At 50.7% G+C, this 21,817-nt stretch carries 20 protein-coding genes; 14 read left to right on the top strand and 6 right to left on the bottom strand.

The features are described 5' to 3' along the window. Positions 1 to 113, bottom strand: a 113-nt coding sequence (locus AB4Z33_RS27040; protein ID WP_442052873.1) for a LacI family DNA-binding transcriptional regulator, incomplete at its 3' end; no start/stop codon positions are given. Between the two features lie 150 nt (positions 114 to 263). Here AB4Z33_RS27040 and AB4Z33_RS27035 point away from each other — a divergent pair. From AB4Z33_RS27035 to AB4Z33_RS26995, 9 genes are all read left to right on the top strand, one after another. After that, complete coding sequence (locus tag AB4Z33_RS27035; protein ID WP_442052871.1) at positions 264 to 2,054, top strand: L-fucose isomerase; 1,791 nt, start codon at positions 264 to 266, stop codon at positions 2,052 to 2,054. A gap of 30 nt (positions 2,055 to 2,084) precedes the next feature. Continuing rightward, on the top strand, positions 2,085 to 2,744 hold the full coding sequence (locus AB4Z33_RS27030) for a class II aldolase/adducin family protein (RefSeq protein ID WP_442052870.1): 660 nt from the start codon (positions 2,085 to 2,087) through the stop codon (positions 2,742 to 2,744). Between the two features lie 19 nt (positions 2,745 to 2,763). Beyond that, on the top strand, positions 2,764 to 4,272 hold the full coding sequence (locus tag AB4Z33_RS27025; protein ID WP_442052869.1) for a rhamnulokinase: 1,509 nt from the start codon (positions 2,764 to 2,766) through the stop codon (positions 4,270 to 4,272). Positions 4,273 to 4,290: 18 nt separating this feature from the next. Beyond that, positions 4,291 to 4,728, top strand: a complete 438-nt coding sequence (fucU, locus tag AB4Z33_RS27020; protein WP_442052868.1) for an L-fucose mutarotase — start codon at positions 4,291 to 4,293, stop codon at positions 4,726 to 4,728. 249 nt (positions 4,729 to 4,977) lie between these two features. Next, on the top strand, positions 4,978 to 6,531 hold the full coding sequence (locus AB4Z33_RS27015; protein WP_442052872.1) for a spore germination protein: 1,554 nt from the start codon (positions 4,978 to 4,980) through the stop codon (positions 6,529 to 6,531). After that, positions 6,528 to 7,631 carry a GerAB/ArcD/ProY family transporter gene (locus AB4Z33_RS27010; RefSeq protein ID WP_442052867.1) on the top strand — a complete coding sequence of 368 codons (1,104 nt, stop codon included), beginning with the start codon at positions 6,528 to 6,530 and terminating at the stop codon, positions 7,629 to 7,631. The genes AB4Z33_RS27015 and AB4Z33_RS27010 overlap by 4 nt, the downstream gene beginning before the upstream one ends. Positions 7,632 to 7,659: 28 nt before the next feature. Beyond that, on the top strand, positions 7,660 to 8,856 hold the full coding sequence (locus AB4Z33_RS27005) for a Ger(x)C family spore germination protein (RefSeq protein ID WP_442052866.1): 1,197 nt from the start codon (positions 7,660 to 7,662) through the stop codon (positions 8,854 to 8,856). A gap of 27 nt (positions 8,857 to 8,883) precedes the next feature. After that, positions 8,884 to 9,096, top strand: coding sequence for a CLC_0170 family protein (locus AB4Z33_RS27000; protein WP_442052865.1), 213 nt, complete (start codon positions 8,884 to 8,886; stop codon positions 9,094 to 9,096). 90 nt (positions 9,097 to 9,186) lie between these two features. Next, positions 9,187 to 9,741 (top strand): pyridoxamine 5'-phosphate oxidase family protein, encoded by a 555-nt coding sequence (locus tag AB4Z33_RS26995; RefSeq protein WP_442052864.1) that lies wholly within the window; start codon positions 9,187 to 9,189, stop codon positions 9,739 to 9,741. A 60-nt stretch (positions 9,742 to 9,801) separates the two neighbouring features. On the opposite strand, the gene AB4Z33_RS26990 is transcribed toward AB4Z33_RS26995, so the two are convergent. The 3 genes from AB4Z33_RS26990 to AB4Z33_RS26980 form a co-directional block, all read right to left on the bottom strand. Further along, the gene (locus AB4Z33_RS26990; RefSeq protein WP_442052863.1) at positions 9,802 to 10,284 is read right to left on the bottom strand and encodes a transporter; all 483 of its coding nucleotides are present in this window, start codon (positions 10,282 to 10,284) and stop codon (positions 9,802 to 9,804) included. A gap of 614 nt (positions 10,285 to 10,898) precedes the next feature. After that, the gene (locus AB4Z33_RS26985; RefSeq protein WP_442052862.1) at positions 10,899 to 11,546 is read right to left on the bottom strand and encodes a transcriptional regulator; all 648 of its coding nucleotides are present in this window, start codon (positions 11,544 to 11,546) and stop codon (positions 10,899 to 10,901) included. A gap of 439 nt (positions 11,547 to 11,985) precedes the next feature. Next, positions 11,986 to 12,873 carry an AraC family transcriptional regulator gene (locus AB4Z33_RS26980; protein WP_442052861.1) on the bottom strand — a complete coding sequence of 296 codons (888 nt, stop codon included), beginning with the start codon at positions 12,871 to 12,873 and terminating at the stop codon, positions 11,986 to 11,988. Between the two features lie 124 nt (positions 12,874 to 12,997). On the opposite strand from AB4Z33_RS26980, the gene AB4Z33_RS26975 reads away from it, so the two are divergent. From AB4Z33_RS26975 to AB4Z33_RS26960, 4 genes are all read left to right on the top strand, one after another. Next, positions 12,998 to 13,885 (top strand): sugar phosphate isomerase/epimerase family protein, encoded by an 888-nt coding sequence (locus AB4Z33_RS26975; protein WP_442052860.1) that lies wholly within the window; start codon positions 12,998 to 13,000, stop codon positions 13,883 to 13,885. Between the two features lie 42 nt (positions 13,886 to 13,927). Then, entirely contained in the window at positions 13,928 to 14,989 is a 1,062-nt protein-coding gene (locus tag AB4Z33_RS26970) for a Gfo/Idh/MocA family protein (RefSeq protein ID WP_442052859.1), read from the top strand. Positions 14,990 to 15,168: 179 nt separating this feature from the next. Beyond that, on the top strand, positions 15,169 to 17,217 hold the full coding sequence (locus tag AB4Z33_RS26965; protein ID WP_442052858.1) for an S-layer homology domain-containing protein: 2,049 nt from the start codon (positions 15,169 to 15,171) through the stop codon (positions 17,215 to 17,217). Positions 17,218 to 17,388: 171 nt separating this feature from the next. Continuing rightward, positions 17,389 to 18,651: a LamG-like jellyroll fold domain-containing protein gene (locus AB4Z33_RS26960; RefSeq protein WP_442052857.1), complete on the top strand. Its 1,263-nt coding sequence runs from the start codon at positions 17,389 to 17,391 to the stop codon at positions 18,649 to 18,651. Positions 18,652 to 18,703: 52 nt separating this feature from the next. Here AB4Z33_RS26960 and AB4Z33_RS26955 read toward each other — a convergent pair whose 3' ends face one another. Both AB4Z33_RS26955 and AB4Z33_RS26950 read right to left on the bottom strand, forming a co-directional pair. Beyond that, positions 18,704 to 19,531: an aldo/keto reductase gene (locus tag AB4Z33_RS26955; protein WP_442052856.1), complete on the bottom strand. Its 828-nt coding sequence runs from the start codon at positions 19,529 to 19,531 to the stop codon at positions 18,704 to 18,706. Positions 19,532 to 19,576: 45 nt separating this feature from the next. Beyond that, a complete protein-coding gene (locus tag AB4Z33_RS26950) occupies positions 19,577 to 20,743 on the bottom strand; it encodes an iron-containing alcohol dehydrogenase (protein ID WP_442052855.1) in 1,167 nt (388 codons plus the stop codon). A gap of 201 nt (positions 20,744 to 20,944) precedes the next feature. On the opposite strand from AB4Z33_RS26950, the gene AB4Z33_RS26945 reads away from it, so the two are divergent. After that, positions 20,945 to 21,817: ArsR/SmtB family transcription factor (locus AB4Z33_RS26945; protein ID WP_442052854.1), on the top strand; the 873-nt coding region annotated here is incomplete at its 3' end.

Genomic DNA, 21,817 nt, shown 5'->3' with positions numbered 1-21,817 from the left:
CGCTTTACCTTTGCCCGTGTCTTCTCACTGATTTTCCCCGTGTTATTGATAACTCTAGAAACGGTCATTGCCGATACATTCGCTTTGGCCGCTATATCATAKATCGTAACCATCTCATTAACCCCTTAACGTTAGCTTCCGCATGTTCTTTGATTTCTCTTACGTTCTATCATAACGAAAACTAGTCGTTGACAGCAACCGTTTTGCTTGTTATTTTAAGGTTATCGGTAACATTATTTTGATCCTATGGAGGTTGTTCTGACATGACAGAAGCAAATAATCGGTTTCAAAGCGGTTTTCCGAAGATCGGAATTCGCCCGACTATTGACGGCAGACGCAAAGGGGTAAGGGAATCGCTGGAGCAGCAGACGATGAACATGGCGATCGCAACGGCCGAGCTTTTGTCGGCTAATCTGCGTTATCCGAACGGCGAGCCAGTGGAATGCGTGATAGCGGATACATGCATCGGCGGAGTTGCAGAGGCGGCTGCTTGCGCGGATAAGTTCCTCAAAGCAGGCGTAGGGGTATCGATAACCGTAACGCCTTGCTGGTGTTATGGAACGGAAACGATGGATATGGATCCGTCCATCCCGAAAGCAGTATGGGGCTTCAACGGAACGGAGCGTCCGGGCGCCGTGTATCTCGCTGCTGTATTGTCCGGTTATGCGCAAAAAGGTCTTCCGGCATTCGGCATTTATGGCGAGCATGTGCAAGATGCGGGCGATACATCGATTCCTTATGACGTGAAGGATAAGCTGATCGGCTTCGCAAAAGCGGGTCTGGCAGTTGCTATTATGCGCGGCAAATCGTATTTGTCGATGGGCTCGGTATCAATGGGTATTGCCGGCTCGATCGTAAACGATGCTTTCTTCCAAGAATACCTCGGCATGCGCACCGAATATATCGATATGAGCGAGTTCGTAAGACGTATGGAAGAAAATATATATGACGGCGTGGAATTTGAGAAAGCGCTTACGTGGGTGAAAGAGAATTGTATCGAGGGTAAGGACAACAATCCCGACCATTTGCAGACATCCCGCGAGCGTAAGGATAGAGACTGGGAAACGGTTGTAAAAATGACGCAAATCGCGCGCGACCTCATGGTTGGCAATCCTCGCCTAGCAGAGCTTGGCTTCGGGGAAGAGGCTATGGGACATAATGCGATCGTCTCCGGCTTCCAAGGGCAGCGGCAATGGACGGACCATTTTCCAAACGGCGACTTCATGGAGGCTATGCTGAATTCTTCGTTCGACTGGAATGGCATTCGCGCTCCGTATATGGTGGCGACGGAGAACGACAGCCTGAACGGCGCCGTTATGCTGTTCGGTTATCTGCTTACGAATACGGCGCAAATCTTCGCGGACGTGCGCACCTACTGGAGTCCGGAATCGGTTGAACGCGTTACTGGCTACAAGCTGACAGGAGAAGCGGCAGGCGGCCTGCTGCATCTAATCAACTCCGGACCTGCGGCGCTTGACGGAACGGGTCAACAATCGAAGGACGGCAAGCCGGCGCTGAAGCCATTCTGGGAGATTAGCTCCGAGGAAGCGCAGGCGTGTCTGGATGCGACTTCATGGCGTCCGGCATCGGTCGAATATTTCCGCGGCGGCGGCTATTCCTCCGACTTCCTGACAAAGGGCGGCATGCCTATGACGATGTCCCGCATCAATCTCGTGAAAGGGATCGGACCTGTGCTCCAAATCTCAGAAGGTTATTCGGTCGAGCTGCCTGACCTTGTTCACGATACGCTTGATGTACGGACGGACTCGACTTGGCCGACGACTTGGTTCGCCCCTATCGTAACAGGCGAAGGTGCGTTTAAGTCGGTATATGAAGTCATGAACAATTGGGGAGCTAATCACGGCTCGATCAGCTACGGACATATCGGCGGCGATCTCATTACGCTGGCGTCGATGCTGCGTATTCCAGTGAATATGCATAACGTGCCGGAGGATCGACAATTCCGTCCGCGCGCCTGGGGTCTGTTCGGCACGGCCGATTCGGAAGGCGCCGACTACCGCGCTTGCAACAACTTCGGACCGCTTTATAAATAATACAAACGATCTACTGATGGAGGGTATCAAATGAGCAGCTTAGCCATTCGCGAAGAATTATGCAAGTATGCCCGCAAGACGGTCACGAATAAGCTCGTTGTCGGACCAGGCGGCAATATTAGCGCAAGGCATGAAGGTAAAATGTATTTGTCCCCAAGCGGCTTCGCTTTGGATGAGGTCGAGCCTGAGCAATGGGTCGAGGTCGATATCGAGTCGGGCGAAATAACGGATATCGGTCTGCGTCCATCCTCGGAGGTGCTCATGCATCTGTATGCGTATCGGGCCAATCCGAATATGGGCGCAATCGTGCATACGCATCCTCCATATTGTATCGCCTTCACGCTTGTCGAGCAGGAGCTGCCGATTATGTTCCCAGACCAGGCTGCATTAGTGGGCAAAACGTTGTACGTCCCTTATGTGTTGCCCACGACCGACAAGCTGGCCGACGCCTACGTTGAGGTCGCGGGTCAAGCAAGCTCGGTCTTGCTTGGCAATCACGGTCTCGTGACGTCGGGGCGCAACCTGCGCGAGGCGTATTATCGGACAGAGGTCGTGGAGGAGAGCGCGAAAATTTTCTTAATCGCCAAAGCGATCCGCGAGCCGAAAGTGCTCACGAAAGAAGAGTTCGAAGAAATCGCTTCGCTGGAGAGCGAAGCTTACCGCATCCAATTGCTGCAAAAGATGAAATGACGGTCAGGAGGTCGAAAGGATGAATAAGCTGGCATCCGTGCTCGCATTCGACCTTGGCGCGAGCAGCGGCAGAGCGTTGATTGGCGAGCTTATCTCGGGAGATGGCGATGGCGGGCCGAAGCTTAAGGTTACCGAAATTCATCGTTTTCCGAATGATGCGATTGCGGTAGGCGACCATCTGCATTGGGATATATTACGACTGCTGCAAGAGTTGAAGTCGGCGATTCGCCGGGCTTTCCAGGACGGCTTCGAGCCGCAAACGTTCGGCATCGACACATGGGGCGTCGACTTCGGGCTGCTGGATTCGAACGGCGAGCTTCTCGGCAATCCGTATCATTACCGTGATCCGCAGACCGAAGGTATCGTAGAAGAGCTCGCAGCGCTTATCGGCAAGGAAAACCTTTATGAGCAGGGCGGACTGCAATTCATGCCGTTCAATACGATTAATCAGATTTATGCGATGAAAAAAGCAGGTTCGCCTAAGCTTGAGGCGGCGCACACCCTGCTCCTTACTCCGGATTTGCTGACCTACTTCCTTACGGGAGCGAAGGTAAACGAGTTCACGATGGCGACGACGACGCAGCTGTTGCTGCCTCAGACGCAAGCTTGGAACGTCGAACTCATGGAGCAATTAGGAATTCCAAGCAGGCTGTTCCAAGCTTTGGTTAAGCCTGGAACGCGTATTGCTCCGCTAACTTCAGCGGTATGCTCCGAGCTCGATGTTCCGCCAATCGAGGCGGTTGCCGTCGGAACGCATGATACAGAGTCTGCCGTTGCGGCCATTCCGGCTACCAGGGTTGAACCGTTCGCTTATATTGTAAGCGGCACATGGTCGCTGCTTGGCAGCGAGCTGCAGCATCCCGTCGTCACGCCGGAAGCGATGGCGCTTGACTTCTCGAATGAAGGCGGCGCTTGCGATACGTATCAGCTGATCAAAAATATTATGGGTCTCTGGATTGTGCAGGAGTGCAAGCGCGAATGGGAGGAGCAGGGTTCTACGCTTGACTTCGGCGAGCTTGTTGAGCTGGCCAAGGAAGAGTTGCCTTTCCGCAGCCTGATACAGCCCGATAACCATTTGTTCTATGCGCCTGGAGGCATGATTGCTAGAATTCAAAGCTATTGCGAACATTCCGGTCAGCCTGTTCCGCAGACGAAAGGTCAAATCATGCGTTGCGTCATTGAAAGTCTCGCATTGCGTTATCGGCAAGTGCTTGGACAATTGGAGTCCTTGACGGGTCATACGTTCGGCGGGCTGCATATGGTAGGCGGCGGCATTCAAAATGAGCTGCTTTGTCAATTCACGGCCGATGCGATCGGCAGGCCGGTATGGACCGGCCCGGTTGAAGCGAGCGCGATTGGCAATATGCTCATGCAGCTTGTGTCGCTAGGACATTGTGCCGACTTGATGGAGGCGCGAATAGTTGTCTCCAGATCTTTCCCTGGGGGAGTCTATTTACCCTCGGAGGAATCAACCGATATCCAAGGCTTGGAAACGGCATATGAGCGGTTCATGCAGTTGCACTTATAAGGAGAGGAGCTTGCAACGATGTTAATCGGAATATCCAAACTCATTTCTCCTGAGCTGCTTAAAGTGCTTATGGAGATGGGGCATAGCGATGAGATCGTGCTTGCGGACGGTAATTTTCCGGCAGCAAGCCATGCTCAGCGGCTCATACGCGCAGACGGGCATCATGTGCCCGAGCTGCTGGATGCGATCCTTCAGCTGTTCCCGCTGGACCAATACGTCGATAAGCCGGCGGCTCTTATGCAGGTCGTTCCCGGCGACACGGTTGAAACGCCGATTTGGGCCAATTATGGTTCAATCATTGCGAAGCATACGGGGCTGGACTCTCCATTCGAGGAAGTGGAGCGATTCGCATTCTACGAACGGGCGAAGAAGGCGTATGCCATTATTGCCACCGGCGAGAGCGCATTGTATGCGAATTTGATATTGAAGAAAGGCGTCATCGCCGCTGAGAACTGAATATTAATAATTGAAGCAATCGCGATTAATTTAAGCCGTCTGCAGGACATGATCCTGCTGACGGCTTTTTGTCATGGATAATTTTGCATGGCCGCGCAAATGCTACTAATAATGTCCGAACTGCAATAGAGCCCCGGCGGAGAAGGAGATGAGCAATTGCCTATTTTTCATGGAACGAAAAAAAAGAAGCATGTTTATAATTCGACGGATACGCCACCCAGTCAATTTCTTGCAAGCCATAAGGATGATTTGATCAATGGGAGCCTTGAGGATACGATTGCTTTCATTTCGAAGCTGATCGGGACGAATACGGATCTGACTACACGGCGTTTTCGTATCTTCGGCCAGCATGAAGCAGCGTTGTTTTATTATACGAACCTCGTCAACCATACGAACATTAACGTAGATATCATGAAACCGCTCATGTATAAGCCGATCCATCTGACGGACAGAACGATCGCGGTCGATGAGCTGCAAGACATTCTAATCAATGATACGTTATACCAGAGCGAGGCGCTGCTGGAAAACAAAGTCGCTTTGCTTGTGGATGCAATCCTGCGCGGCGGAACGGTTGTCGCTATCGAAGGCGTCGATCAGGCGTTCGTGATCGGAACGCGCCAGATCGAGTCGCGAAGCATTGACCAGCCCGCAACAGAGCAAGTTATTCGCGGTCCGCGCGAAGGCTTTGTCGAGCTGCTCGGCACGAATATATCGCTGATTCGCTACAGGCTTCAATCACCGGATTTACGCATCGAATCGACGGAGATCGGGCAGAGGACCAAATCCAAGGTCGCCGTATGTTATATGGACGGGATCACGAATTCCGATCTGGTTAAGGAAGTGAACAGCCGGCTGTCGAAAATCGATATTGACGGCGTGCTCGATTCGGGTTATCTGGAACAGTTCATAGAAGACAATCATATGTCCCCGTTTCCCCAGGTTCAATATACAGAGCGGCCGGATAAGATCGTCGCCAATCTGTTGGAAGGCAGAGTTGCCATTCTCGTGGACGGCTCGCCGCTTGCGCTTGTCGTTCCAACGGTATTCAATCAGTTCTATCAGACGGTTGAGGATTATACGGAACGATATTTGCTGATGAGCGCCATTCGGCTGGCGAGGTTGGTCGCGCTAATGTTTTCGCTCATATTCCCGTCCTTGTACGTGGCGATCATTTCCTTCAATCCGGAGCTTATCCCGACGGAATTTGCGGTAGCGGTAGCGGGGGGGCGCGCGGGCGTTCCGTTTCCGGCTGTAATAGAGGTGTTGATCATCGAAACCTCGATGGAGGTACTGCGAGAAGCTACAATTAGGCTGCCGCAGCAGGTCGGCGGGGCGCTTTCCATTGTAGGCGTGCTCGTTATCGGACAAGCGGCAGTAGCGGCTGGTTTTTCCAGTCCGATTACGGTCGTTACCATCGCGTTAACGACAATTGGCTCATTCGCCACGCCGGCATACAATGCGGCACTCGCTTTGCGCCTGCTGCGTTTTCCTTTAATCATTATGGCCGGAATATTCGGGCTATACGGCATTATGATCGGATTGATCCTGATTGCCAACCATCTACTGTCGCTAAGATCGTTCGGCGTTCCTTACTTAAGCCCGCTCGTGCCAGGAAGCTATTCGGGCATGAAGGATTTAATTATCCGGGGGCCGCTGTCGTGGTTAAAAGAAAGGCCGTTCTTTCTTCAAACGGCTAATAAAACAAGATTCGCCGAACAGCCACAGCAGCCCTCGCCATCAGGGCGCGAGCCGGAGCTGCTGCAACCAGCCATAAACGATAACGAAGGAGAGTCGGAGCAATGAATCAATCCCGCCAAATAACAGCGATGCAGGCAGGTGCTATTATGGGCAGTACGGTCATAGGCGTAGGCGTATTGCCGTTGCCTCTGTTTGCCGTCCGCGCGGCTGATTMTGCGGCGCCTTTAGTTACGCTAATCGGCTTGTTGCTCGGATCGATAGGACTTTCGTTAGTTATTTGGCTTGGCATCCGGTTTCCCCGGAAGTCGATCATACAATATAGCGAGGATTTAATCGGCAGATGGCTGGCCTCGATTGGAAGTATTTCTATAATCGGATTTTTCGCTGTGTTGACGTCTCTGGCGGCACGTGAATTCGGCGAGGTGGTCGTAACCTCAGTCTTGAAATCGACGCCCGTGGAGATAACGGTAATCGTCATGCTTCTGCTTTCTGCCATTGCGACGAGAAACGGGATTACGACTTTCGCATATATGCATTATTTTTATTTTCCTCTATTGCTTGTTCCGGGGCTGTTAATCGTAGCGCTCTCTCTGAAGAACGCGGAGGTAATCAATCTTTACCCGATTATGATTCAGAAGCCTCAAGGCGTCATGCAAGGCGTGCTGACGATCGCTGCTTTATTTCAGGGAAATTTCATCATGACGTTGGTTATTCCTTACATGCTTGCACCGCGCAAAGCGATCAAGTCTGGGCTGTGGGGGATGATGATCGGGGGCGGCCTGTACGTTGTTATCGTTGCGGCAGCCGTCGGCGTCTTTGGTGCGGAAGAGATTAAAAATTTGCTCTGGCCGACGCTGGAGCTTGCGAAAGCGACTTCGCTGCCGGCTAACGTATTGGAACGGCTTGACGCCGCTTTTCTGGCCGTCTGGGTGACGGCCGTGTTTACGACTTTGCTGACGAGCTACTTTTTGACACTTTATGCGATGCGGCAGCTATTCCGATTAGGCGATCATAAGATGCTTTCCTTCTTCATGCTTCCTTTCGTCTTCGCAATGGCCATGATGCCGCAGAATATCGTCCAAATGTATAACATCGTTGAACTGGTGGGCCGAGTTGGCTTATGTATTACGATTGGATATCCAGCCTTGCTCATCATGATATCGCTCATGCGCAAGAAGAGAGGGAAGCCTGTTGCGGACCAATAGGATATGGAAACACATTCATATCGTTAGTATGCTTCTACTTTCCTCCATTCTGTTAAGCGGCTGCTGGGATCGCGTCGAGATCGACGAACGTGCGGTCGTGCTCGGTGTATCGATCGATACGGCGAGCGAAGAAGAGGAAGAGGTTGAGAGTGAGGTGACTCACGTGCAAGGCTCGCTGCCGGCTCCCGGCAAAGATATGGTCCACGTTGCGATCCAGATTGCACTGCCGGGCAGAATTCCGCTGGGACCAGGCGAAGGAGGCGGAGCAAGCGGAAATCCGGAGCAAACGCTGTGGGTGGTTGACGTCTTCGGACACTCTATCGACGATGCGTTTATGAATTTGCAGCAGCAGGTTTCGAGCAAGCTTTTTTTTGGGCATCTTCGAGTCATCGTTATCTCCGAGGAAGTCGCTAAACGGGGACTCGCCAACATCAACGATTTTTTTCGCCGGAACTCAGAGGTTCGAAGAATGGCTTGGTTAATGGTGTCCAAGGGAAAAGCGATTGAGCTAATGAAAGCCTCGCCGAAACTAGAACGAATCCCGACGTTATATTTGATGTCCACCTTGGATGAAGGCATAAGAATGGGGAAGTTTCCTAAGGATTATATCGGAATATTTTGGAGTAACATGTCCAAGAAGGGACAAGAGGGGTTCCTGCCGTATGTCGAGCTCAAAAAAAGCGACAACGTCGAGATAAAAGGGTTAGCTTATTTCAAAGGACAGAAAATGGTAGGCACCACTAAACCTCTCGAAATTGCCGGCTACCTGGGACTTCGCGGCGTGAATCCGGCCGGATATCGCGCAGTCATTAAGTTGGACAGTCCGACCGGTACCGTCATTACGAACGTCGCTCATCGCAGCTCGAAGATCAAGGTCAGTATCAATAGCGGCACGCCTCATTTTGTAATCGACGTCATGCTCGAGGTGAATGTGGAAGAAGTAATCGGGGGCGAAAGCTTATCGCTGGACAATCCCGGCATATTAACGCAGATTGAACAGAAACAGGGAGAGGCATCGGTCAAATTTTATGAAAACATCATTCGAAAAACACAGGAGAAGAAATCCGATATATTCGGTTTTGGGGAATACGTGAGAGCCAAAGAGCCGGGTTATTGGATGCGGCAAATCGGGACGAAGGAGAAATGGGAACGGATGTATCCGGACGCAACCTTCGAGGTCCATGTCGTTACGAAAATCCGCCGGATCGGCATGAAGGCAAAATAAAGGGCTGCGAAGCGGGCTTGGAGGCGTATGGAGACGATGATAGGCAGCGGATATACGACGAGTTATCTCATTTACGCGATATTTTTAACTCTGGCCTGCGGCGTTCTTATTTTGCAGGTCGACGTTAAAGGTTTTAAGAAAAACAACATGCACAAGGAGGGGAAGGTCTCGAACGTGTTCGGGTGGCTGCTGATCGTTCTTGGAGTAACCTTGTATGTTGTGGATTTGTTCCTGAAATAAGTATTTCACGTCGCCGGATTTTGTAGTAGCATTTAGATAACCTTGATCTTCCAAGGATTGGACGACGTGATGGAAGGAGCAGATATCGGTATGGGAAAACAATTCGATTCCATGCTGCCGCAGCATGAAGGGTTTATCGCCAAGCAGCATATTTTTTTCGTAGGCTCAGCCCCTTTATCGGAGGAGGGGAATGTTAATCTTTCTCCTAAAGGACATGATGCTTTACGCGTGTTATCGCCCAATCGGGTTGCCTATTTGGACATGACGGGAAGCGGCAATGAAACGAGCGCTCATATTATGGAGAACGGAAGAGTTACCATTATGTTCTGTGCGTTCGAGGGGGCACCGCTGATTTTGCGCTTATACGGAAAAGGCACGGTTATATTGCCGGGAACGGAGCAGTGGGAGCAGCTATATCCGTTGTTTAATCCGCTTCCGGGCGCGAGGCAGATCGTGACGATCGATATCCATAAGGTTCAGACGTCTTGCGGCTTTGCCGTACCGTTCATGGACTATACGAGTGATCGAGATACGCTGAAGCGCTGGGCCGAGCAGAAGGGACCTGAAGGGTTGGAAGATTACTGGCAGGAGAAAAACATGCGGAGCATCGATGGGCTGCCGACGCATTTGGCGCTTCGCGATTGAATGAATAAGGGCAATGCAGAGGACGTCAGCCGTCAGCCTGCATTGCCCTTTTTTATGAACTTAGAAGCATGTGAACGACTCTACGAGATTCAGGTCGTAACCTGCATACATCCAGAAAAATCCGTTCCATCTAAAGCCGGCAACCGAATTGCGGCCTACGAAGACCGGGAAATACCAGAACTGATTGCCGTTTCTGAGCCATATATACGTATTGCGGAACAAGCATCTGCGAATGGCTCCCGGATCAACGGCGAATGCAGTAGCCTGCGGCCGAGGTGGAACGAATTGGGGCGGCGGCGCAGTAGGTGCCTGCGATCCCGACGGACCTGGAGGACCCGGAGGACCTGGAGGACCTGGCGGAGGCGATGGAGGACCGAATGGCGGAGGCGGCGGCCCCGGCGGTCCGAACGGCGGCAGTCCGCCGCCTTGCGAACCCGGTGGTCCGAATGGCGGCAGTCCGCCGCCTTGCGAACCCGGCGGTCCGAATGGCGGCAGTCCGCCGCCTTGCGAACCCGGTGGTCCGAATGGAGGAAATATTGACATGTTGATTCACTCCTTATTAGTAGGCGCATTCCATTGTTCTTCATGAGCAAGACAATCGTCTATGCATAAAGCTGGTGTATTGTATGCAAATTGCCTTTATGGAGTGATTCTTTCGTATAGAAGTCGTGCTCATGGTGTCATTGCCGATTGTTACGGACCGAGTGGACTCTAAATGGTGGAAAGTAGGCAAATTGTACGAGTTACGGACACAGCTGCCCCTAACGGAGGGTTTGAGCCTCCGTTTTGTTTATTTTTGATTAGTTAGAGTCAACTCGGTCCGCAACTTCACGTTTTCCCTCCAATATGGCGTAATACGTGCATCTGAGTCCGTAACGGAAGTGGGAGTGTAGGTGTAGGTGTAGGTGTGTTGGAGGTAACTAGGCTTGGTTTTAACACATTTTCTTTACGTTACTGACTGTTGAGGACCGAGTGGACTCTAAATGGTGGAAAGTAGGCAAATTGTACGAGTTACGGACACAGCTGTCCCTAACGGAGGAGTTGAGCCTCCGTTTTGTTTGCTTTTGATTAGTTAGAGTTATCTCAGTCCGCAACTTCATGCTTTCCCTCCAATATGGCCTAATACGTGCATCTGAGTCCGTAACGGAAGTGGATAGTTACATTTTTATCATAAAAGTTTTTGAGCGTCGCTGGCCGTTGGCGATAATAATGAGCTGCAGCTCCACCAAGGAGTTCAATATACGTCTTGCATGACGAACCGTGACACGGAGGTGGGCGGTAAGTTCGGCGGGTGTGAATGGTCGCAGCAAACGTCTCGCGAATCGAAGTGTTTCAGCTTCTAACCAGTTAAGTTCCGAAGCGACATTAGTGGAAATAAACTTCCCGATAAAAGCTAGCACAAGTTGTTGGCATTGCTGCGGTTCATCCATTATCGATGGATAAGCGATTGAAAGAAATGTCCAACCATCGAGCGATAACAAGCTGTGCCTTCTGCATAAATCTTTGAACCGCCTGACATCAAGGTCTCTGGCATGCGAGCCGTAGCCTTGGATTTCAATCCCTCCCTTTGCACCTCCCGGCATATAAGCGAGATCGAGATAACGATAGCCGCTGCCGAAGTCGCGAACTTCCCACTCAGGAAACAAATGATCGAAGTTGCCCACCGCTGGAAGCCAAACATATCGCAGAAACTCTACCGTACCGTGTCCGAGCCCTTTACACAACAATTCTTTCCTTCGAGGATTGCTTTCTGCTTCAATATTTGCTTGCAACCATTGATCGTATTTCAACTGAAATCTAGTCATACTTATCACACTCCTCTAGCTTGTATAAAATGAAACACGCCGCTATGATGCAAGCACTCCCATAAGGGGGCTCATATCGTAGCGGCGTGTTCTTCACGACCTATGGTGACAGTATATCTCTTACTTCTTAAATCAGCAAGAGTGTGTGTCAGTTGGTTGATTGGCAAAGGTTGAACTTGCGGACTGAAAAGACCTTAATTGGTGTTTTTAGGTTTATTTGTGTGCGTTGCGGACTCAGAAGCACTTAGCTATTAAGTTCTGTACCTAATTAATGCTCAAACGATAGGTTATTAAGTAAATAGAGTCAAGCGTGTCCGCAATGAACCCTAATAATACAAAATAGAGTGATAAGCGGCATCTGTGTCCGTAACGAAATAAATACTTCTAATCTTAGGTTGACTGGAAGCTGTATTGACATAGTACTTGGGAATGCGACAAACTACTTCCGCCGCGTCTGCGACGGGGTTGTTCCTTTGTACTGCTTGTACAGCTTTGTAAAATAGTTCGGGTTGTCGCAGCCGACCTTGCCCGCTATCTCGGTGACGGATAGATCGGTGTCGCGCAGCAGGCGCTCCGCTTCATTCATGCGGCTGACGTTGACGTACTCGATGAAGGTGCGGCCTGTTAGTTTCTTGAACAGCTTGCAGAAGTGATACGGATTCAAGTTGACCTTAGCCGCTGCCTGCTCGACCGACAGCTTGGATTCGAAGTTTGTCTCGATGACACGAATCAGTCCCTTGAACCGATCGCGGTTCGCCGAATAGGGCTCGTTCCCTTTTCCGGCAGTTTGCTGCGGGAGGAACATTCGCGAGAGCAGCGTGAACAAAGCATGCAGCTGCGACTTGGCGATCAGCTGGTAGGCTGGACGTTTTGCATTAATTTCATCGATTACCTGCTGCAGCATGGGATAGTAAGCCTGGAACTGTTCGTCGTGCTCGACAGGTTTAACCGGAAACTGGGATCGTCCTTCCAAATAAGGGGCTACGTATTGCGTATGCACAGGGTCATGCACCCAGTCGTTGAACAATGAAGCGTTGAACACAAGGCAATCAAATATGACCTCTTCGTAACGAAGCGCATAACCGACATGCAATCCTCCGCCTGGAATAATCAGCACATCTCCGGCATTTGCCACATACGGTCGGCTATCAATATGGAACAAAGCGCTGCCTTGGCGCATGACGATAATTTCGAAGTGTTCATGCCAGTGTAGATAGAGAATACAGTCATTAGGCTTCACGTCGCCGGATCGGTTGCGGAACAGCTGAACCGGGTGCGTTTTATGCTCGATATGCGTATTTTCCCATAGTTCCTTCGGATAGCTCATCATTTACCCTCCAACACAAGATCCGACTAGTAATGCACAAGATTATATAGAGTAATCGAAAAATGACAGCGCTATAATAAGGGTGTTCATTCAACTATAAGCCAATATTGGAGTGGTATTCAAGATGGTAAATAAATTACGCATTGGAACCTTAGTAGGCGGCGGGGATGCGGTTAGAGTCATTCCGCAAATCGTAGGTCACGGCTTTGAATCGTTTAGCTTAACTTTCTGGCAATCAACGGGCCAGACGGATCTTGTAGAAACCGCGAAGCGGGTCAGAGAGCTTGCTGAAGAACATGATTTTGTTATATCGACGGTTGGCGTATTCGGCAATCCGCTGACGGGAACGAACGGCAACGAAGATACGCTTGCTAGCTGGGAGAGATTGATCGACCACGCGCATCTATTCGGGGCAGACATTGTATCCGGCTTTACCGGACGTCTGACTGGCGAGTCTATCGATGCCTCGATTCCGAAGTTCGAGCAAGTGTTCGGCGAGTTGTCGCGCAGAGCGGCTGACCGCGGCGTTCGAATCGCTTTCGAGAACTGCGATATGGGCGGCACATGGGCAAGCGGAGATTGGAATATCGCCCATAACCCGACGGCTTGGGAGATGATGTTCAATGCCGTGCCGGCTGACAACCTCGGATTAGAGTGGGAGCCTTGCCATCAAATGGTCAGCTTGATCGATCCGATTCCGCAGTTGCGCAAATGGGTAGATAAAGTGTTCCATGTGCATGGCAAAGATGCGACGATCGCATGGGATGTCGTGAAAGAACACGGTATCCACGGACCAAAACCATTCGTATGGCATCGCACGCCGGGCTTCGGCGATACGAACTGGGCGGATATTATTACGATCCTTCGCCAAGCGAACTACCAAGGTCAAATCAATATCGAGGGCTGGCATGATCCGGTATACAAAGATGAACTAGAAATGACAGGACAAGTGCATGCGCTGAATTATTTGAAACGTTGCCGCGGCGGTGATTTTGTACCGAATCCGGTATAGATTCGACAGGCAACCCAATTAGAGGAAGAGAGGTAACGTATAATGACAGTATCCAATGCAATTAAGCATCGAATCGTCGTAGCTGGCTGCGGAGGCATGGCGAATACTTGGGTTTCCTATGCAAAAGAACGCGAGGATGCCGAGATTGTCGGTCTCGTAGATATAAAGCAAGAATTCGCGCAAGCGATGGCGGATCGACATGGGCTTGCTTGTCCGACCTTCACAGATCTACATGAAGCGTTAACGGCTACGGAAGCGAATATGGTATTCGATGTAACGATTCCCGCAAGCCATTATGCGATTGCGACAACGGCTCTGAAGCACGGCTGCCATGTATTTGGCGAGAAGCCGCTAGCGGAGACGATCTCCGAATGTAGCGATATCGTTGTTCTTAGCGAATCAATGGGACGTACTCATGCCGTTATGCAAAACCGACGTTTCGATCCGCGCATCCGCGCTTTCCACGAGATCGTAACCGGCGGTGCGATCGGCAAGCCAGGTTTCGTCGGTGCCGACTTCTTTATCGGCGCACACTTCGGCGGCTTCCGCGATGCAATGGAAAGTCCGCTGCTGCTCGATATGGCAATCCATACGTTCGACCAAGCGCGTTATATTATCGGCGCGAATCCGGTGTCCGTTTATTGCCATGAGTTCAACCCGGCAGGTTCTTGGTATGAGGGCAACGCGAACGCAATTTGTATTTTTGAAATGTCGGATGGCTCGGTGTTCAACTACCGCGGCTCGTGGTGCGCGGAAGGCGCGCAAACGTCATGGGAAGCTTCGTGGCGAGTAACCGGCGAGCGAGGCACTGCGATTTGGGACGGACATGGCGAACCGTATGCGGAAGTTGTAGCGGCAAGCGACCAAACGGGTAAATTCATTCGCGACTTTGAGCGGGTGACGGTTGCTTTGCCGGAGATGAACCATACATTCCATCAGGGCTGCCTTGACGATATGTTCGCATCCCTTGAGGAGAACCGCAAGGCGGAGACGGATTGCAGCGACAATATTTACAGTATGGCCATGGTTCTAGCTTCATTAGAGAGCGCTAAGACAGGTGCAAGAGTGAACATTGCTGATTTCATGAATCGTCCTTCCAATTAGTAAAGGTAAGTGTAAGATCAGGGGGTAAACACGGGATTTCATTCTGTGTTTACTCTTTTTTTATTGGATAAAACTCTTGAAAATTAACTTTAGTTAATCGTATTAACTCGGTTGTTCCTGCTATAATCCATATGAAAAAAAGTGAATTAATAGATTATAGAACGAAGGTGGCAACTTTGATGAAACGCATGGGGAGAAAAATAAGGCAACGAACGATAAAGCTGCTTATTATTGTATCGATGCTGGCCGTATACGGCTTTGGATTTACACAGGGCAAGGTTAATGCGGACGCTTCGCTGCTGACGGATATTGCTAACTCATACTCGCAGAAAGAAATAGAGGCATTAGTTGAGGCTGGCATTCTGTCGGGTTATGGCGATGGGAGCTTCAAGCCTGACAAAATGATAACAAGAGCCGAAATTGCCGCGGTGATTGCCAAGCTGCTCGATTTGCCGATGATGCCGGATAAAGCGGCCGTATTTGCAGACGTAGATCCTTCCGCTTGGTATAGCGGTTATATAGGCGCTCTTGTGAGTACAGGAATAACTAGCGGAACCGCATCAGATCGTTATGATCCCCAGGCATTTATCACAAGGGAGGAACTGGCTGTCATTGTGATTAGGGCTCTAGGTCTTGGTGAAACGGCTCTGAAAATGGATTTGCAAAACGTATTCACCGATTCGGAGCTTGTATCGGATTGGGCGAAACCATACCTTTCTCTCGCGTTCCGTATCGGACTCATCCGCGGAATCGAAGATGCGGACGGAAATGTTATGATTCAACCAAAGCATAAGGCAGAGCGGCAAGCGGCGGCCAGGCTTGCTTACGAGTTAATGAAGAATAAAGAGTTCTATTGGAATGAGGCTCAGCGATTAGCGCTGCCGTCGACAAGTCCGAGCCCAGTACCGTCGGCTGTTTCTTCCGCTACACCGACAAGCGTACCAACACCGACAAACGCGCCGACTTCACCTCCAACGGTGTCGCCGACAGCAACACCGACAGCAACACCGACAGCAACACCGACAGCAACACCGACAGCAACACCGACAGCAACACCAACAGCAACACCAACAGCAACACCGACAGCAACACCGACAGCAACACCGACAGCAACACCGACAGCAACACCGACAGCAACGCCAATTCCAACGCCTGAAACGCCGATCGGTTTGAACGCAGTCGGCGGAGATGCCGTCGTAACATTGAACTGGGAAGCTGCGGTGAATGCAGCGTCCTACACGGTGTACCAATCTACCGTGTCGGGAACGGCATTCACGGAAGCTGCAAGCAATATTACGGCAACTAACGCTGCTATAACGGGATTAACAAATGGAACACCGTATTACTTTATTGTTAAGGCGGTCAACGAAAGCGGTGAAAGCGAAGCTTCAGCCGAAGTTTCCGCGACACCACAAGTCGCAGCGCCAGCCGCTCCCGTATTAAATGGAGCAGTATCCGGAGACATGCAAGTCACTCTCTCGTGGACTTCAGTTCCTAAGGCAACGAGCTACATTATTTATAAGTCGACGACACAAGGCACGGACTATGTTGAGGCAACCGGCGGAATAACGGATACATCTGCGACGATTGCGGGACTCGGAAACGGAACAACCTATTATTTTGTTGTTAGGGCCGTTAATGCCGGAGGGGTAAGTTCGGTTTCCAATGAAAGGGCAGCCACGCCTGTTATGCCGCCTCCAACTGCGCCGACCAACATACGGGTGACGAACGGGTATCAACAAACGACTGTGCAGTGGAATGCATCAGCCAGAGCAACGGGCTACAACGTGTATATGGCAACCGTTTCCGGAGGCGAATATGCTCTTATCGCTTCGAATGTAATGGGATTAAGCTACACGGTAACGGGCTTGACGACAGGCGTTCTATATTACGTTGTCATAAAGGCGGTTAACGCTTCGGGAGAGAGCGCGGCCTCTTCCGAAGCGAGCGCTGCGTCGTATCTCCAAACGCCATACGGGTTCTCCCATTATAATTACTCCAGCGATGTTATGTTATATTGGACAAAACCCGTAAATGCAACAAGGGTAAGAATCTACTGGGCTACATCGAGCGATGGTGTATACACTGAATATTATCCGCAGTTAACATTAACTAGCAGTGTTTCTTTCAGGCCGGTAACGAGCGGAACGACTTATTATTTTAGGTATAAAGCGGTTTATCCCGACGGGGAGAGCGACTTCTCAACATATACCGTTACTTTTAACTAAATCTTATACGAATGCCGTGGACGCACTTGTCCGCGGCATTGTTCGTTCAACTAACAGTTGAATGGAGTCACCGCATCACTCTACTACTATTCGATACCAACTAATGGAAGTATGCATTACAATCAAATCAGGTACTAATATTGACATTTGATCGAGGTGGCGGGAATGGGCGTGGATTACTCAAAAAATATTAGCGAGCGGATTAGCAAGCTTCGCAAGCAAAATGGCATGACGCAGGAGCAATTGGCGCAGCGGATGGGGGTTACGTATCAAGCGGTCAGCAAATGGGAGAACGGGTTATCCTGCCCCGATGTCTCGTTGCTGCCGCAGCTCTCAGACGCATTTAAAGTATCGCTTGACGAGTTGTTCGGGCGCAGCTTGCGGAATGCGGATCTGCGCAAAGGGTTGATCGCGGAGTATTTGTTCCAAGGCGATGCGAAGGACAGCAGCGGACAAGGTCGGCACGCAAGCGTGATAGGGGCGACATTGTGCGAGGATCGGTTCGGAAGGCCGAATAACGCGTATGCGTTCGACGGCAAGGATGATTATATCGTTGCCCAGCCGGCGCCTCTTTTGAACGAAGAAGGATTCTCGCTGTCGGTATGGTGCAGCTTTGGATCAGCCACAAAGTTCGAAGGCTGGCATAGCGCGATCGTCTCGCAGGATGGCCATCATGCACGGCGGGTATTCCAGCTTAGCACGCTTGATGCGAGCATTACTTTTCACCGCTTCATGTCCTATCCCGAGCCGTATGCGGAAGGTCCGATTCACCGCAACTACTGGTATCATCTTGCCATAACGTATGACGGCAGCCATTTCAGATTATTTCGCAACGGCCAACTTGTCAGCGAAGAGCAGGGCAGGCTGAAGCCGGATGGCGAAGAGCCGTTATACATCGGAAGAAAATCGACCGATGAGCCGTATTTCTTTTTCCAAGGCAAGATCGACGACTTAAGAATGTACGACAGGCCGCTGACGCCTGACGAAGTGAATGAGCTATTCTTGGAGAATGGCTGGGAACCGGCAGAGACGCCGGAGCTGCTGGATGATGAGCTGCAGGAGCAGAGAGTACTCGAATACTTGGAAGACATACGGATGGTCGTTCAGCGCAATCGTATTCACGAGGCGGCTGAGTGGTATATCAACAACCTTGGATTCAAGCGACATGCAGGCGGTCCTGATGAGAACTTCTATATATTAAGCTTATATAAAGGGCCTGATCTGATTATGTCGGCAGGCGAGGATGATAAGGATTACGCGTGGCAAGCATCGCCGGTATTCTACCGAACCAAAATGGATTTGGAAAAGCTGAAGCAACGCCTTGAGTCTGCCGGAGCTGAGACAGGTGCGGTGCGTGATGAAGGCTTCGCGTTTTTCCTCGACCTGAAGGACCCGTTCGGCAATGCTTTGATCCTTTCCAAGCACAAGCGATAATAATAGAAGAAGAGCGGCTGCGCTTCCCTGGCGGCCGCTCTTCTTTTGTTGTTTAGAAGTTAAAGTTGTCCGGATCAGGGCCGAAGCGCTGATTGCGGTTCAATTCGTTAATTAGGGCCATATCGTCAGCCGACAGCTCGAAGTCGAAGATAGCCGCGTTCTCTTGCATGCGTACCGGGTTCGTCGATTTCGGGATCGTAACGACTTTGTTCTGAAGATCCCAGCGAAGCACGATTTGCGCAGCCGATTTGCCATGTTTTGCGCCGAGGTCGGCTAGCACGCTTTGATCGAGATTGCCTTGCATAAGCGGGCTCCAAGCTTCAAGCTGTATGCCTTTGCTCTCACAGTAGGCGCGAAGCTCGGTTTGGCTAAGCAGCGGATGGTATTCGACTTGATTGACCATTGGCAAAATGGAGCCCGAAGCTTCGATGTCTTTCAAATGATGAATTTGGAAGTTGCTGACGCCGATTGCGCGAACTGCACCGTCCTTGTATAGCTTCTCAAGCGCGCGCCATGTTTCTGTATATTTGCCTTTAACCGGCCAGTGGATCAGAAGCAGGTCGATGACTTCAAGCCCCAGCTTGCGACGGCTTTCCTCGAAAGCGGCTAATGTCGTGTCATACCCTTGATTAGCGTTCCAAATCTTCGTCGTTACAAAAATCTCGTCGCGTGCAATATCGCTGTTGCGAATCGCGGCGCCAACGCCTTCTTCATTATTGTAGGCCGCTGCGGTATCGATACTTCTGTATCCAAGCTCGAGCGCCGAGGCGACTGTTCTTTCTGCTTCGCCGTCATCCTTAACTTTCCAAACGCCTAAGCCGAGCCATGGCATTGTCACACCGTTGCTAAGCGTTGTTGATTGTGTAAAAGGTTGCGTCATTTGTGTTTCCTCCCGTACTTGGAATAATGAAAAGGTTAGGTCTAATTAAAGCGACATGGCCAGAATGGCGCGCACATCGTCTTTGCCAAGCGACTTAAATGAACCGATGTTGCCGTATTGTACGGCTTCCTCTGCCATGCGGTCGAGATTTTCTTCGCCGATACCAAAGTCCGCAAGTCTCGACTCCGCGCCGATCTGCGTAAAGAAGTCGCGCGTAGCCTGAATACCCGCAAGCGCGATCTCGTCGTCAGTCATTCCTTCGCCCGTAATGCCCCAGATGCGCTGAGCATACTGTACGAAACGGTCGACACGCTGCTTATACACATACTTCATCCAGTTAGGGAAAATAACCGCAAGCCCAGCGCCATGCGGAATGTCATAGATTGCGCTCACTTCATGCTCAATGCCGTGCGAGGCCCAGTCATTCGCCATGCCGACGCTGATCTGCCCGCCGTTAAGCGCCATCGTGCCGCACCACATTAAGTTCGCGCGAGCGGTTGCATCATTGGGCTTCTCAATAGCGATCTGGACATTCTCGATAACCGTCTGCAAAATCGATTCGCAGAAGCGCTCTTGGAGAGGCGTGTTCGGCGTTAAGCTGAAGTATTGCTCGAATACATGCGACATAATATCAACCGATCCATATACGGTATGATTGCGAGGCACGGTATACGTCAGCGTAGGATCAAGGATGGAAAACTTCGGATATGTATGCGGGCTCACGAACGATTGCTTCTGCTTTTCTTCCCAATTGGTCACGACCGTACCGCCGTTCATCTCTGATCCGGTTGCTGCCAATGTTAGAATCGTACCTAGCGGAAGAGCTTGCTGCACGACGGCTTTGCGTGTGTAGAAATCCCAAACATCGCCTTCATAAAGCGTACCTGCCGCAATGGCTTTAGCTGCATCAATGACGCTGCCRCCGCCTACGGCAAGAATGAAGTCAACGCCGTGCTCACGGCAGATGGAGATACCTTTGTTCACCGTTGTAAGTCGCGGGTTCGGCTCGATATTCGGCAGTTCGTGTACCGTAATGCCTGCTTCGGCCAAGCTCTCTAACGTACGGTCAAGCAAGCCCGTCTTCTTAATGCTGCCAGATCCATACACAAGCAGTACCGTCTTGCCATGGCGAGCCGTAAGTTCGCCTACACGGTCCGCCGTGCCTTCACCGAAAACGATGTGCGTCGGATTATAAAATTGGAATGCGTTCATGGTTTACCTCCAATAGTCTAATAGATAACTTTAAAAGTAACTAATTATCGTGAAAGTTATGTTTACGCCGTTTATTTTAGTATAGCGCGTGAAACAATGTCAAGTGAGCCGAAAGAAGCTATTGATACGTTAACTTTAAAGTTATATAATGAGAGCCGAATACTGCTCGAGCAGCTTAACGTAAAAAGGGGATCAGCGGCTATGGAAATCGAAGTTAGCAGCCGAAATATGAAGTTTCTTGAATGTTTCTCATCGCATACGCGAGTGAAAATGATCGAGCTGCTTGGCGTGCAGCCCATGAATATTAAGAGCTTGTCGGAGGCGCTAGACATAAAGTCTCCTATCGTAACGAGACATATTCATATGCTGGAGGAAGCAGGGATCGTTCGCTGCGAGACGGCGGCGGGCAAACGGGGGATGCAGAAGATTTGTTATTTGCAGCTTTCGCATGCGATGCTGCTTTTCCCGGGAGCGCCAGCCCAGCTTCAGCCCGTTCAGAGCAACCGTTATTTTGTTTCGCTTCCGGTTGGCCATTACTCTTCCTATCAGATCAAGCCAACCTGCGGACTAGCCTCCGATACGTCCATGATTGGAATGTGCGACGACCCGCGTTATTTTGCAGATCCGGAGCATGTGCAGGCGAAAGTGATCTGGTTCGGCTCGGGGTTTGTTGAATATCGCATACCTAATTATATGGTTAATACGGAAACGCCCGAATCGCTGGAAATCGCGATGGAAATTTGCTCGGAGACTCCGTGCACGGTCAACCACCTGCCGTCGGATATATATTTTACGATTAACGGAATTGGAATTGGAACGTGGACGTATCCGGGCGACTTCGGTAATTCGAGAGGGCTGTACACACCGGAATGGTGGCATAAGAACATTCAGCATGGGCTCATGAAAACGATTCGCATTAATAAGCAAGGGTCGTTCATCGACGGGGTTCAGGTATCGAACGTAACGATCGAGCAACTTGCGCTTGCTTATGATAAGGAAATCTTGTTCCGCATCTCCTGCAGCGAAACGGCCAAAAACTGCGGCGGCGTCACGCTGTTCGGCAAAGGCTTCGGC

This window comes from Paenibacillus sp. 2TAB19 (assembly GCF_052115185.1).
GTDB lineage: Bacteria > Bacillota > Bacilli > Paenibacillales > Paenibacillaceae > Pristimantibacillus.
Note: the sequence above shows the minus strand (reverse complement) of the source record. Positions and strands in the feature narration are given on the sequence as shown.